At 65.7% G+C, this 12,911-nt stretch carries 11 protein-coding genes and 1 pseudogene; 9 read left to right on the top strand and 3 right to left on the bottom strand.

Going from position 1 to position 12,911, the window contains the following annotated elements; translation table 11 throughout:
- Positions 1-75 precede the first annotated feature (75 nt).
- The 9 genes and pseudogenes from N2K99_RS06590 to N2K99_RS06550 all read left to right on the top strand — a co-directional run bounded on the left by N2K99_RS06590 (position 76) and on the right by N2K99_RS06550 (position 8,144).
- Positions 76-381: an urease subunit gamma gene (locus N2K99_RS06590; RefSeq protein WP_227922507.1), complete on the top strand. Its 306-nt coding sequence runs from the start codon at positions 76-78 to the stop codon at positions 379-381.
- A 1-nt stretch (position 382) separates the two neighbouring features.
- Positions 383-1,279, top strand: coding sequence for a hypothetical protein (locus tag N2K99_RS06585; protein WP_227933277.1), 897 nt, complete (start codon positions 383-385; stop codon positions 1,277-1,279).
- Positions 1,280-1,340: 61 nt separating this feature from the next.
- Positions 1,341-1,649, top strand: a pseudogene (locus N2K99_RS06580) (urease subunit beta); the annotation flags it as partial.
- 137 nt (positions 1,650-1,786) lie between these two features.
- Positions 1,787-3,511, top strand: coding sequence for an urease subunit alpha (gene ureC, locus N2K99_RS06575; RefSeq protein ID WP_227922510.1), 1,725 nt, complete (start codon positions 1,787-1,789; stop codon positions 3,509-3,511).
- A gap of 120 nt (positions 3,512-3,631) precedes the next feature.
- Positions 3,632-4,210: an urease accessory protein UreF gene (locus N2K99_RS06570; RefSeq protein ID WP_227933275.1), complete on the top strand. Its 579-nt coding sequence runs from the start codon at positions 3,632-3,634 to the stop codon at positions 4,208-4,210.
- 79 nt (positions 4,211-4,289) lie between these two features.
- On the top strand, positions 4,290-4,925 hold the full coding sequence (ureG, locus tag N2K99_RS06565; RefSeq protein WP_231711778.1) for an urease accessory protein UreG: 636 nt from the start codon (positions 4,290-4,292) through the stop codon (positions 4,923-4,925).
- Positions 4,926-5,104: 179 nt separating this feature from the next.
- The gene (locus N2K99_RS06560; protein WP_227922516.1) at positions 5,105-6,013 is read left to right on the top strand and encodes an urease accessory protein UreD; all 909 of its coding nucleotides are present in this window, start codon (positions 5,105-5,107) and stop codon (positions 6,011-6,013) included.
- Between the two features lie 14 nt (positions 6,014-6,027).
- Entirely contained in the window at positions 6,028-7,218 is a 1,191-nt protein-coding gene (locus N2K99_RS06555; protein WP_227922519.1) for a HoxN/HupN/NixA family nickel/cobalt transporter, read from the top strand.
- On the top strand, positions 7,215-8,144 hold the full coding sequence (locus N2K99_RS06550; protein WP_227933274.1) for an urea transporter: 930 nt from the start codon (positions 7,215-7,217) through the stop codon (positions 8,142-8,144). Before N2K99_RS06555 ends, N2K99_RS06550 begins: the two co-directional genes overlap by 4 nt.
- Positions 8,145-8,168: 24 nt before the next feature.
- Here the strand turns inward: N2K99_RS06550 and crcB are convergent, their stop codons facing one another.
- The 3 genes from crcB to N2K99_RS06535 form a co-directional block, all read right to left on the bottom strand.
- Positions 8,169-8,546, bottom strand: a complete 378-nt coding sequence (gene crcB, locus N2K99_RS06545) for a fluoride efflux transporter CrcB (RefSeq protein WP_227922523.1) — start codon at positions 8,544-8,546, stop codon at positions 8,169-8,171.
- Positions 8,543-8,986: a CrcB family protein gene (locus N2K99_RS06540; protein ID WP_227933273.1), complete on the bottom strand. Its 444-nt coding sequence runs from the start codon at positions 8,984-8,986 to the stop codon at positions 8,543-8,545. The genes crcB and N2K99_RS06540 overlap by 4 nt, the downstream gene beginning before the upstream one ends.
- A 319-nt stretch (positions 8,987-9,305) precedes the next feature.
- Positions 9,306-12,881 (bottom strand): S41 family peptidase, encoded by a 3,576-nt coding sequence (locus tag N2K99_RS06535; RefSeq protein ID WP_227933272.1) that lies wholly within the window; start codon positions 12,879-12,881, stop codon positions 9,306-9,308.
- Between the last annotated feature and the right edge of the window lie 30 nt (positions 12,882-12,911).

Below are 12,911 nucleotides of genomic sequence, written 5' to 3'. Positions count from 1 at the left end.
TTCTGTAAGCGAGCCAGGCCGGTGCGCCGGGCAAGCGGGCCAGATTCGATCGCAACTGCGTCTGAAGGTGAAGGTATGAACCTCACTCCCAAGGAAATAGACAAGCTCTACGTATACCAAGTGGCGGATTTGGCCCGTAAGCGGCGTGAGCGGGGCACCAAGCTCAATGTCAGCGAGGCCACCGCCCTCATCTGCGAGGCGATCCTGGAGGGTGCCCGCGACGGCCGGACCGTCGCAGAGGTGATGGAACTCGGTAAGACCATCGTCTCTGAAAGCCAGTGCATGGACGGCGTCCGTGAGCGGTTGCCCCTCCTGCAGATCGAGGCGACCTTCGTCGACGGCAGCAAGCTCGTCTCCTGTCACGATCCCATCGGGGTGTGACTTGACCTGGCCCACCGAGCCGGATGCAACGGTGGTGCTGGTCGGAGGACATGAGAGCGGCAACGGGACGGATCTTTCATTCGTCTCGGCTTCCTTTCCGGACGCCCTCATTACCCCCGCCGGCCGACCTCTGCACAATGTCCTCACGCGGCTGCGCGAGGACACTGCCGACAGGGCGGACACGGCGCCCGTAGTCGTGCTGCCGATGACCTTCGGCCGCAACCCGACCCTCGTTGCGGACACGGCGAAGACGCTCCGCTGGCTTGAAGCAGGGGCAGTCCCGCACGGTGCCGCCCCAGCCCCGCTGGCCCTGGCGGACGAATTCGGCACCCCCGACCATCTCACGGCGTGGCTCCGGGCCGCCGCCGTGGAGGTGCGCAGGCTGGCCCCGGATGCGGCAGTGCTGATCGTCGCGGACGCCGCCAACCCCTTCGATGATGCGGAGCTCTACCGCATCGCGCATCTGGTACGCACGCACGGGGCCGGCAACCTGGTGGAGGTTGCCGCTGTCACCGACGCGGAGGCACTCCTGGAGGCCGTACGGCGGCTGGGTCTTCTCGGCAGCACGGAAACGGTGGTTGTTCCCGCAGGATTTCGGCGGGTGCCCACCGTGCACGGTGAAGCGGTGCCCTTTGGCGAGGGAGGCTTCACCGAGGCCCGTTTCTACGGTGCACTGCTGAGCGAGCAGGCGGTGCTTCGCGTTATCGGCGAGCGTGTTCGCGATGCACTGCACAACCTCGGCCACGGCTCCACCGGTGTTGACGCCGGGCTGCAGGCTGATCACGGTCACGGTTACGCCCACTCACACGCCTTTGACGCGGACAACGGCCATTCCCACAACCACGGGGCGGCCGACGGCCACGCGCATCACCACCCCACCCCGATCGGTACGAGCTGACCGGAATCGCATCTAAACACACCACGTGCAGCGATGCTGCGCCGCAAGGGAAGGAAAAACCATGCTGGGCAGCCCCACCTACCACCACAAGCAAGAAGACATCGAGATCAACGCCGGCAGGCCGAGCGTCACCCTGCTGGTGAGCAACACCGGCGACCGGGCGGTGCAGGTCGGCTCTCATTTCCACTTCTTCGAAACCAACAAGGCGCTTTTGTTCGAACGCGAACTGGCCTACGGAATGCACCTCGATGTGCCGGCAGGTACCGGAATCCGCTTCGAAGCAGGTGACACCCGCGAGGTGACCCTCACCGCGTACGCCGGAAACCGGCGGGTCATTGGCTTCAACAACCTCGTCGACGGCGGGCTCGACTCTGCGGCAACGAAGATCCGGGCCATGGCGCGGATGAAGGAGCTCGGATTCCAGGACGGAAAACCGAGCTCCAAACCCAGTGCAAACAACGCGGGCCCTGCAGCACAAACGGGCCGCCCAGAAGAGGGGAAGAAGTGATGGCGAAAATCTCGCGCAAGCAGTATACCGATCTCTTTGGTCCGACCACCGGCGACCGGGTCCACCTGGCCGATTCCAATCTGGTGATCGAGATCGAGAAGGATTACAACGAGGGCCATTACGGTGACGAGGTGGTCTACGGCGGCGGCAAGACCGCGCGTGACGGCATGGCGGCCGATCCCCAGGCAACTTCCGCGGAAGGCGTACTTGACCTGGTGATCACCAACGCAATCATCCTGGACCCGGTGCTTGGTGTCATTAAGGGCGACATCGGTGTGCGTGACGGCAAGATCGCCGGTATCGGCAAGTCCGGCAACCCGCACACCCAGAGCGGAGTCGATCCGCGCCTGGTGGTTGGCCCCGGGACCGAGCTGCTGGCCGGCGAGCACTTCATCGCCACCCCCGGCGGCATCGACTCACACGTGCACTATATTTCGCCGGAACAGGCGCTGGCCGCCCTCTCCAACGGCATCACGACCCTCTTCGGCGGCGGCACGGGACCCACCGACGGCACCAACGGCGTCACCACGACTCCCGGCGTCTGGAATCTCGCCCGGCTGCTGGAATCGGCCGAAGGGATGCCGGTCAACATGGGCTTCCTCGGCAAGGGGAACGGCTCGCTGCCCGATGCCCTGATCGAACAGGTCGAGGCCGGCGCATGCGGACTCAAGGTACACGAGGACTACGGCACGACGCCGGCCGCGCTCAGCAACGCACTCTCCGTGGCCGATGACTACGACGTGCAGATCTCGGTGCATACAGACAGCCTCAACGAGGCCGGTTATGTGGAGGACACCCTTGACGCCATCGACGGCCGCACCATCCACACCTTCCACACCGAGGGTGCCGGCGGCGGCCACGCCCCGGACATCATCAAGGTGGCCGGCCACCCGAACGTGCTCCCGTCCTCGACGAACCCGACGCTGCCCTACACCGTCAATTCGGTGGATGAGCTGCTCGACATGGTGATGGTCTGCCACCACCTCTCCCACGACGTCCCCGAAGACGTCGCCTTCGCGGATTCCCGGGTGCGGGCCGAGACGATCTCCGCGGAGACGGTTTTCCACGATGAAGGGATCATTTCGATGGTCTCGTCCGACTCCCAGGCAATGGGTCGCATCGGCGAATCGTTTATGCGCACCTTCCAGATCGCCCACCACTGCAAGGACCAGCGCGGCGCGCTGCCGGAGGACAGCGGCGACAACGATAATTTCCGGGTGCTGCGCTTCCTCGCCAAGATCACGATCAACCCGGCCATCACCCAGGGAGTGTCCGACTATATCGGCTCGCTGGAGGCCGGCAAGATCGCCGACATCGTGCTTTGGCCGATCCAGTCCTTCGGCGCCAAGCCCCGGCTGATCGTCAAGGGCGGCCTAATCAACTGGGCGCTGATGGGTGATCCGAATGCCTCGCTGCCCACCCCGCAGCCCGTGTTTTACCGGCCCATGTTCGGTGCGCAGGGCAAGGCGCTGCAGAGCACACGGGTGACCTTCATGTCGAAGGCGGCCATCGACAAGGGCGTGCCGGAGCGGCTCGGGCTGGAGAGCCAGGTGCTGCCGGTGCAACGCTGCCGCGGCATCGGCAAGGAGCACATGGTCCGCAACAACGCGACGCCTGTGATCGAGGTGGACCCGGAGACATACGACGTGACGTACAACGGCACGCTGGCCACCATCCCGCCGGCCCAGTCCCTGCCGATGACCCAGCTGTTCTTTCTCGCGTAGGGACACGGCATGTCGGATGTAGGCCAATTGCTGACCAGCCTGCAGTTCGCTGACTCGGCGTTTCCCAGCGGCTTCTACACGATGTCGCACGGGCTCGAGGGCTACAGGCAGGCGCGGCTCGTGTCTGCTGACGGAGTGCAGCAGCTGCTGGCCGAGCTGCTGCTGCACTCCGTCGGCCCCGGGGACGCAACGGCACTTGCTGCAGCGCACCGCGCAGCGGACAACGGCGACATCGACCTCGTGCAGGAAGTCGACCAGCGGCTGTTCGCCTCGAAACTGAACGCCGAAATGCGCACCGCCTCCGTACGCAGCGGCCACCAGCTGATTGATCTGGGGGCCGAATTGATCGACCAGGGACTCCTCGCCGCGTATGGCGAGCGTGTGCGGCTGCGTAGCACGCCCGGCTGCCAGCCAGTCGCGGCGGCGGTGGTGTACGCAGCCAACGGAGTCGCGACCCGGCAGGCCGTTGCATCGGACCTGTTCGCTTTCTCGGCGAGCTTCGTAGGGGCCGCCCTTCGCCTGCGGCTGACAGACCACCGGCAGGCGCAGGCCATCCTGCTTCAGACATCCCCTGTCATGGAGCAGGTGACGGAGGCCGCCCTGGAGCGCAATCTCGCCGATCTTGGCGGCTTTGCGCCCATGGCGGACGTCATGTCAGCACAGCATGAGAGAGCCGAGGCACGCTTGTTCGCCAGTTAGGACACAGTCCGGACACGAACGAAACGGCGCCGATGGGCGCCCGCACGAAAACAGCAGATCCACCGGAAACGAGGACTTCATGAGTGAGAACGTGTTGAGGATTGGCATCGGAGGGCCCGTGGGCAGCGGCAAGACGGCGCTGACGGAAGCGCTGGTGCCGCTGTTGATCGAGGCCGGGCGCACCCCCGGCGTCATCACCAATGACATCTATACCCAGGAGGATGCCCACCACGTGCGCAGGGAGCTGGCCGGCATCCTCGACCCCGAGCGGGTGATGGGCGTCGAGACCGGATCCTGTCCGCATACGGCCGTGCGCGACGATCCGACCATGAACCTCGCCGTCGGCGCGGAGATGCTGGAACGGTTTCCCGACATCGACACGCTCATTTACGAGTCGGGCGGCGACAACTTGACGCTTACCTTCTCCCCCGCGCTTGCCGATGTGTTTGTGTTCGTGCTGGACACCGCTGAGGGCGAGAAGATGCCGCGCAAGCGCGGTCCCGGCATCACCGACAGCGACATCCTGGTGATCAACAAGATCGACATCGCGCAGTACGTCCGCACCGACCTCAACGTGATGGAGTCCGACGCCCACCGGGTCCGCGAGAATCGGCCCGTGGTGCTGACCAATTCACTCACCGGGTTCGGCGTCGATGAACTCCACCAGCAAATCATGTCGCAGTGGAACGGTGCCAGAACCGAGCTCATCGGATGATCCTCAAAGCGACGGAACAGCGAAGTGCGCCGGCACCCGGCGGGAACACCGTGACGGGTGCCGACGGTCTCGCGAGCGAGAGCCCTCTCCCCCGTCCTCCGGTTTCCCGCGACGCCGGACGGAGGGAACCAAACGCGGGCGGCTACCGACTCGAGCCGGCGTTCTATGAGCCCGTCCGGGTGCCAGCCGAAATTCGGCGGCACACAGAGGAAGAGTGGAGGAATCTGCCGGTCGGCAGCCCGGGCAAAGTCGGCATCCTGCAGCTTGGGTTCGCCTGCAACCGGGGCCGCACCGAGCTGGTGCAGCACTACCAGAAGTCACCGTTGCAGATCATGCATCCGCTCTATTTCAACCCGCTGCGCCCCGACATGGCCTACACCTACCTCATGTCCTCGGGCGGCGGCATTCTGCAGGGAGACCGGCTGCGCACCGATCTGAGCTTCGGCCCCGGCACTTCGGCGCACATCACCACTCAGACCCAGACCAGGGTCTACCGCATGGACCATGACTATGCCTCCGCGCTGATGAACATCACGGTCGGAGAAGGCGCCCATGTCGAGTACCTGCCCGAGCCAGTGGTGCCCTTCGCCGCTTCGCGCTATTACCAGCAGACATCGGTGGTGATCGACGAGTCGGCAACCTTGGTGCTCGGCGACACCATGTATGCGGGCAGGCTCGCCCGCGGGGAGCGGCACGCCTACGATGTGTACGCCTCCGACCTCGAGGTGCGGCGGCCGGACGGCGGGCTGGTTGCCCTGGACCGGGTTCGGCTCAGCCCGGGAGCCGACGGAGCGGTCTCCGGCGTCGGCGGGCTGGGCGTGCTTGCCAACCACGACGTGCTCGCCATGCTCTACGTCTTCACGCCCCTGGTTCCGGCGGCCCAGCTCGCAGATACCCTGCACCGGGCGCTCACCGAGAGCGGCGGTGACCTGATCTTCGGGGTGAGCACCTTACCCGGTGATGCCGGCGTTTGGATGCGGCTGGTAGGCAACGACACCGTGGCTGTCGCGGCCGCAAACACGGCCGCCGCATCGGCGGTGCACGAGTTGCTGACCGGGAAGCGGGCACCCGCAATTCGGAAGAGCTAGAGAGGGGTCTAACGGTGAGTGAACAAGCGAACACGCAAGAGAAGGCTGTGGGCCCGGGACGCTCCTACCGGGCGCAGGTGGTGCTCGCCTTCATTCCGGTCGCGCTGCTGCACATCGCGGGCTTCGGACTGTTCTTCTTCCTGGTCGAACCGCTGCATCTCCAGCTGGGCTCCTCGGTCTTCGGGGTTGGCATCGCCGTGGTGGCCTATGTGCTCGGCGTGAGGCACGCCTTCGATGCCGACCACATCGCTGCGATCGACAACACCACCCGCAAACTCGTGGACCTGCGCAAGCCGGCCGCCGGGGTCGGATTGTTCTTCTCCCTGGGGCACTCCACCATTGTGTTCCTGATGGCTGCGCTTCTGGCCCTCGGGGTGAGCTGGGCGGTAGGGCTCAGCGATGACGGCAACGGTGTACGCGCCGGCCTCGGAGTCTTCGGCACGGTGGTGTCCGGGGTCTTCCTGCTGCTCATCGGACTCATCAACGCCGTCGCGTTCATCGGAATCCTCAAGGTCTGGCGGGCCTCGCGCAACGGCGACCTCGACGAGCTGGAGCTGGAGCGGCATCTGCAGGGCCGCGGCCTCATCAGCCGCCTCATCCGGCCGATGCTTCGTACCATCGACCGCCCGGGGAAGATGTATGCCGTTGGCTTTTTGTTCGGGCTCGGCTTCGACACCGCCAGCGAGATTGCCCTGCTGGTGCTGGCGGGAACCGGGGCAGCGACGGGGCTTCCCTGGTATGCCGTCCTCTGCCTGCCCCTGATCTTTGCCGCAGGCATGAGCCTGTTCGACACCCTCGATTCAGCCGTCATGGTGAAAGCCTATGGCTGGGCGAGCGTCAACGCGGTTCGCAAGCTGTACTACAACCTCACCATTACCGGGCTCTCAGTCATGATTGCCGTCATGATCGGTGGCATTGAGCTGGTCGGGTTGCTGAATGAGAAGCTCGGGCTGAGGGATCCACTCACCGGCTGGGTAGCCGCCATCGACCTTGAGAACGTGGGCTACATTGTCGTGGCCACGCTGATACTGGTCTGGTTGACCTCTACCGCCTACTGGCGGTTGGGCCATGTGGAGGAACGATGGGCGCTGGCAGGCGGGGCGGGCGCATCTGGCGCCTCAACCGCGCCCGGCGGGCCGGAGTTGAGGCAGAGGCCTGGAAAGGGCTCGCCGCCTGACGACGCCCCGCGAACGGAGCAAGGATGAGCAGCGCAAGTGCGGCCTCGCCGAACCCATCCATCTCGAGTGCTGGCTGGCTGAAGGGGTGGGGCCAAGGGCTATCGCAGATCTTTTTCCAAAGCAACATTTACACCGCTCTGCTTATTCTGGCTGCCTTCGTTGTGGCCGACTGGCGCATGGCCGTGCTTGTGCTGATTGGCTGCGCGGGAAACACAGTGGGAGGGCGCCTGCTCAAGGCCGACCCGTCCTCGGTGACATCAGGCCTGCAGGGTTTTTGCGGGGCCCTCGCTGGGGCTGCGACGTTCTCAACCATTGGGGGTCAGTGGGCGGCGTATCCCATCGCGCTCATCGGCGGCTTACTGTGTGCCACGGTGACGTGGCTGGTGGTTGCGCTGTTCACCAGGACACCGCTGAGGGTGTTCTCCCTGCCGTCCACGACGGCACCGTTCTGCATCGTGGCGACGGGCATTCTGCTCAGCACGGAGGCACTGCACGTGACCTCGGCGCCGTCGGCCACCATCGACTCGGAGCCGCTGGCCTTCGTCCGCTCGTTATTGACGAATGTGTCCGAAGTGGTGCTGATCAACAACGAATGGTCGGGAGCCCTCATTCTGCTCGGGCTGTTCGTGGCGAGTTGGAAAGTGGGGCTGGCCGGGCTCCTTGGCAGCGTGGTGGGGAGCCTGTGCGCGCTGGCAATGGGCGAGAACCTGACCGAGACCGCGAACGGCCTGGCCGGCTACTCCGGTGTCCTCACCGCGATTGCCCTCGCCGTGGTCTTCCTCCGCAGCAGCACGCTCTCGTGGGTTCTGGCCGTGATCGGCACGGTGGTCACTGCGGTGGTGACAGTGATCATGCATGATCTTTCAGCTCCCACCTACACCTGGCCGTACATTCTCACAACGTGGGTGTTCCTGGTCATCGCCCACTACATTCCCGCCGCCAAGCGCACATAAGCGCCCCTTGTGCTTCGCTTCTTCCTACACCGAGGCACCCACCCAGAGGCCGATCACGGCGGCCGCCACTGAGAGCACGAGCATGACGATACCGCTGATGAAGGATGCACCGTAGCGGCCCTCCTTAATCAACTGCACCGTCTCGTAGCTCGCAGTGCTGAAGGTGGTGTAGCCGCCGAGGAAGCCGGTCCCGATCACGATACTGAGGTCGGTCGACACAAAGTGCTCGATGGTGAGGCCGGTGAGCAGGCCGAGCACCACGGAACCGGAGACGTTGATGATGGTCGTCGCCCAGGCAAACCGCGTCTTGAGGTGGGCTCGGATGAGTCCGTCGATGACAAACCGCACCGTTGCACCTACCCCGCCGGCCAGCGCCAGCAGCAGGAAAATTCCGGGGGTCATGAAGCATCCTCCTGCTTATGCTGCGGGTCCGAGCCGCGGGCGTGGAGACCGCTTGCGGCGGCGATGCCCGCCCAAGTGGCGCAGGCACCGACGATTACCGTGCCGAGGGCGTAGATTATGGCGGTCCAGGGAAAACCGTCGCGAAAGAGTACAGCGGTGTCGGTGGCCAGCGAACTGTAAGTGGTGAAGCCGCCGCAGAAGCCGGTACCGAGCAGCAGTTTGAGGTTCTTCCCGGTCGGGCCCGACCTGTCGAAGCGGGTCACAGCCTCGTAGAGGTAGCCGAGCAGAAAGGCACCGACCACGTTGATGATCGGGATCGCCACCGGCACTTCACCGAGGTTCGGTATGACCAGGGACAGGCCCTCGCGGCTGGCAGCACCGGCTCCGCCTCCGAGGGCGACCAGTCCGATGGGGCCCCAGCGCAGGTATTGTGGGCGCATTCCGGTACTCATTCCTTGCTTCGAGGATGGGTGGCATCGGCGCGGACTGCTTGGCAGGACACGTGCACGGGTTGTCCGGGGCCACGCCTGAGAATAAGGCGTGGTTTCGCGGGGAATCGGGGGAAATTCCCCACGTTTGAGGCTACTCCTGCCTTTTCCTGTCTTCAACGGCAGGCAGGCCTTGGTCCACTGTGCGGCGCCAATCGGGTATGTCTCCGGCCTGCCGCGTTCCATGACCGGGGCACCGTGCGGAACGGCCCGGACCGCTGGTGCAGCGGTCCGGGCCCATAAACCGGGTTTTCCGTAGCCTATGTGGTGGCTAGTGGCGGTTGTCCCGGCTCGTTCCGTCCGCTCCGGTACCGGCACTCACCGGTGCAGGCAAGGACGGGTCCGCCTCTTCCGTGTTCTCCTGGGGCCGCTTCGGCAACGGAGCGGGCTGGAGATTACGGTAGCCGGACATGGCCGGGGGCTCGTCCGTAGGCAGCTCAGACAGCATTTCGCGCAGGATGCCCACACCGTGTTCCAGCTGCGGGTCGTCCCCGGCCACATAGGCGTGCGGCGGGAAGGCCACCTCAATGTCCGGCTCCACTCCGCGGTTTTCCACGTCCCAGCCGACACCGCCCGTGAACCAGTAGGCGTGCCTCGGCTGGTTCACCATGGTTCCGTCCACCAGGTTGAAACGTCCGTCGATTCCGACGACGCCGCCCCAGGTCCGCGTGCCCACGACCGGGCCGATGCCGCGCAGCTTGGACACCTGGGTGACGATGTCGCCGTCGGACCCGGCGAACTCGTCCGTCAGGATCACTACGGGGCCGCGAGGCGCATGCGCCGGGTAGGGGGTGGGAGTGCCGCCGCGGGGAACGCTCCACGCGGTGACCTTCCGCCCGATCAGCTCGGCAACCAGCTGGGACGTGTGTCCGCCCCGGTTTCGCCGGACATCAACCACCAGGCCACGCAGGGACGCTTCCTGATCCAGGTCCCGGTGCAGCTGGGACCACCCGTTGGCCATCATGTCGGGGATATGCAGGTAGCCGAACTCACCGTTGGAGGCTTCCCGCACGAGGCGGCGGTTGGCGCTGACCCAGTTCTGGTAACGCAGGCGTTCCTCGCTTCGCAGCGGAACGACGGCGATCCGCCGCTGTTCCGGCGCACCGTCGCTGCCGGCGGACACAACAGTCAGTTCGACAGTCCTGCCGGCTGCTCCGGCGAGCAGGACGGCCGGTCCCTCGTTCGGGGGAACCGGCTGCCCGTCCACTGCGGCAATGACGTCACCGGGGTGGACGTCGGCACCCGGCGCGCTCAAGGGAGACGTGGCCGCCGGGTCCGAGGACTCGGCGCCGAGGATCCGCACCACTTCCCAGCCGCCGGCGCCGGGGCGCAGATCCGCACCGAGGAAACCCTGACCGCCCGAGCCCTGCTCGGTGACCGGAACGGGAGTGACATAGGCGTGGGAAGTGCCGAGTTCCCCGTGCATTTCCCAAAGCAGGTCCACGAGGTCGTCATGGCTTCCGAGGTTCTGGACCAGCGGACGGTACCGGGCATGGACACCTTCCCAATCGAGCCCGCCCATGTCCGGGGCCCAGAAGAAGTCGCGCTGCAGGCGCCAGGCCTCGTCAAAGGCCTGTCCCCACACCTTCACGGGATCAATCCGGATCCGGATCCGTTCCAGGTCCACGCGGATGTTCTCGGCCGAGTCCTCTTCCACTCGGGAAACTGCTGGAACCATGCGGACGCTGCCTTCGTGCTTCAGCACCACCTTGGTGCCGTCGCCGCTGACTTCGAAATCGTCCAGCGCCGCAACCAGGACGGATACGTCCTTCTTCTCCAGGTCAAAGCGCTCCAGCCTGGCGGCCGGATCACGGTCCGCTGCCGATGCGCGGCCGTCACCGGTCACCCCGTAGATGTCCGAGGACTGCCAGAGAAGTCCACCCTCTGCAGCCCGGAGCTTTTCGTAGCGTCCCTGGGGTACCGGCACGGCAATCAGGCGGTCCCCGATCCGCTCGGCGTCCACCTGCACAGGCGGCACCGTGTCCTGCGACGTGTCTGCCTCGGTTCCGGACGCCGCCGTGGTTTTGGAGGCTGCTGCGGAAGTACCGGATACCGACGGCCCGAACGGCGAAGGCGTCCCGGCGGCCAGTGCCACCAGGAAGGGTTTGGTGGAGGACGGGAAGCTGAGGTCGAACCGGTGGGTGTCGTACACCGGGTCGAAGCTGCGCTCCGAAAGGAACGCCAGATAAAGGCCGTCGGTGGTAAACGAAGGATCATGGTCGCTAAACCGGCCGTCGGTTATATCCACTACGGGCGCTGCTGCATCCCGCACGGACCGCAGGCGGATCCGCGACCGGCCTTCGCCGCTGGACGGTTCAGCCCAGGCGAGCCACTGCGAGTCCGGTGAGAAAGCCAGCTGGTCGACGGCCCCGAAGTCGGAAGACGCAACCGGGAACAGCTCGGCCGTCGCCACGTCCAGCACAAACACCTCACCGTATTCGGTGGAGACGCCTACGTGCCGTCCGTCCGGGCTGGGAACGAGCTGGCTGACGCGGGTGGGGCGGTCGAACCCTACCCGGATGGTCGCGGCAGCGGCCGCAGAATCCCCTGGTGCTCCTGTAGGTGCCGGTTCGGCGCTCTCCGTCCCGCCGTCGTGCCCCGATCCCCTGCTACCGGTTTCCCGAACGGCCGAAACGGCAGCTCCGGAAGCGGACACCGGGCTGGGCAGAACCAAACCGTTGTCCTCACCGGCACCGGCAGCCGGAATCCCTTCGGAGACTCCTGCCTGGGCAGCCGGAGTGGCCGCAACCGTGCCGAGCCCGGCGAAAACGTCCTTGATGTAGATCGCTTCCTCGCCGTTGCGGTCCGCCACGTACACGGCGCGGGAGCTGTCCAACGGCCTGCCCAGACGGGCGCGGACGGTCGAATCTGCCTCGATCACGCGCGACGGCCCGTCCCGGTGGGTCAGCCAGTGCAGGGTTCCGTGGCTCTCCACCACGCTGGCGGTTCCCTTGGTATCAGGAACAACCGCTGACAGGTGCTTTGCGACGTTGAGCGGACGCGGCCGGCGGGCAGTGCCGGCCGAGCCTAGGACGATGTCCAGCGGCTCTGCTTCGGCGTCCAGCGAGGAAAGGAGCCAGATACGTCCCGCGGATTCGAACACGATGCGGCTGCCGTCGGAGGAAGCGTGCCGAACATAGAATCCTTCGAAGTCGGTGTGCCGGCGGAGATCCTCCCCCCGGGGTGTCACCGAGTACAGGTTGCCGTAGCCTTCGTGGTCCGAAAGGAAGACCACCCGGCCATCGATCCACATCGGGTCCGACAGGTTGCCGTCCAGTTCCGGCACGAGGCGGAGGAATTCCCCGTTGCCGTCGGCGTCGATCCAGAGCTTTCCTGCGGTGCCGCCGCGGTAGCGCTTCCACCATGCCTGCTCCCGGGTGAGCAGGCTGCCGATCACCATCGGGCGTTCGTCGCCGACTGCGGGCCCCTCGGCAATGGTTTCCACCGGGCCGTACGGGAGCTTGACCGGCGCCGACCCGTCGAGAGGAACCGCGAAGGCCCAGCGGAGCCGGTTATCTTCCTGTTCCACGGAGCACGTGGCAATGGCCTCTCCGGCGGAGTTGAATCCCTTCAGGCGGGTGCTCTGGCTGCCCCAGAAGGTCAGCTGCCGGAAGTCCCCGCCGTCGACGTCTGCCGTGACGATTTCAGGTGCCCCGCCCTGGACCACCTGCCAGGCAAGCCGGGTTCCGTCCGGGGAGAACTTCGGGCTACGGGCCGGCAGCTGCATCGCGGAAACCCGCCAGGCGCGGCCACCGCTCACGGGAGCCATCCAGACATCGTCTTCGGCGACAAAGGTGACGAGGTTCCCGTGCAGGTCGGGGTAACGGAGGTATGCGGTTGGACTCATGTGACGATCCTATCTTTCGCCGCTGACTTG

The sequence above is a fragment of the Arthrobacter sp. zg-Y1110 genome, assembly GCF_025244865.1.
Taxonomy (GTDB): domain Bacteria; phylum Actinomycetota; class Actinomycetes; order Actinomycetales; family Micrococcaceae; genus Arthrobacter_B.
Note: the sequence above shows the minus strand (reverse complement) of the source record. Positions and strands in the feature narration are given on the sequence as shown.

Bases quoted from the DNA above. Each gene is read 5' to 3' on its own strand.
- N2K99_RS06590 (WP_227922507.1), top strand. From the start codon at position 76: ATGAACCTCACTCCCAAGGAAATAGACAAGCTCTACGTATACCAAGTG.
- ureC (WP_227922510.1), top strand. From the start codon at position 1,787: ATGGCGAAAATCTCGCGCAAGCAGTATACCGATCTCTTTGGTCCGACC.
- ureG (WP_231711778.1), top strand. From the start codon at position 4,290: ATGAGTGAGAACGTGTTGAGGATTGGCATCGGAGGGCCCGTGGGCAGC.
- N2K99_RS06550 (WP_227933274.1), top strand. From the start codon at position 7,215: ATGAGCAGCGCAAGTGCGGCCTCGCCGAACCCATCCATCTCGAGTGCT.
- crcB (WP_227922523.1), bottom strand. From the start codon at position 8,546: ATGACCCCCGGAATTTTCCTGCTGCTGGCGCTGGCCGGCGGGGTAGGT.
- N2K99_RS06540 (WP_227933273.1), bottom strand. From the start codon at position 8,986: ATGCGCCCACAATACCTGCGCTGGGGCCCCATCGGACTGGTCGCCCTC.
- N2K99_RS06535 (WP_227933272.1), bottom strand. From the start codon at position 12,881: ATGAGTCCAACCGCATACCTCCGTTACCCCGACCTGCACGGGAACCTC.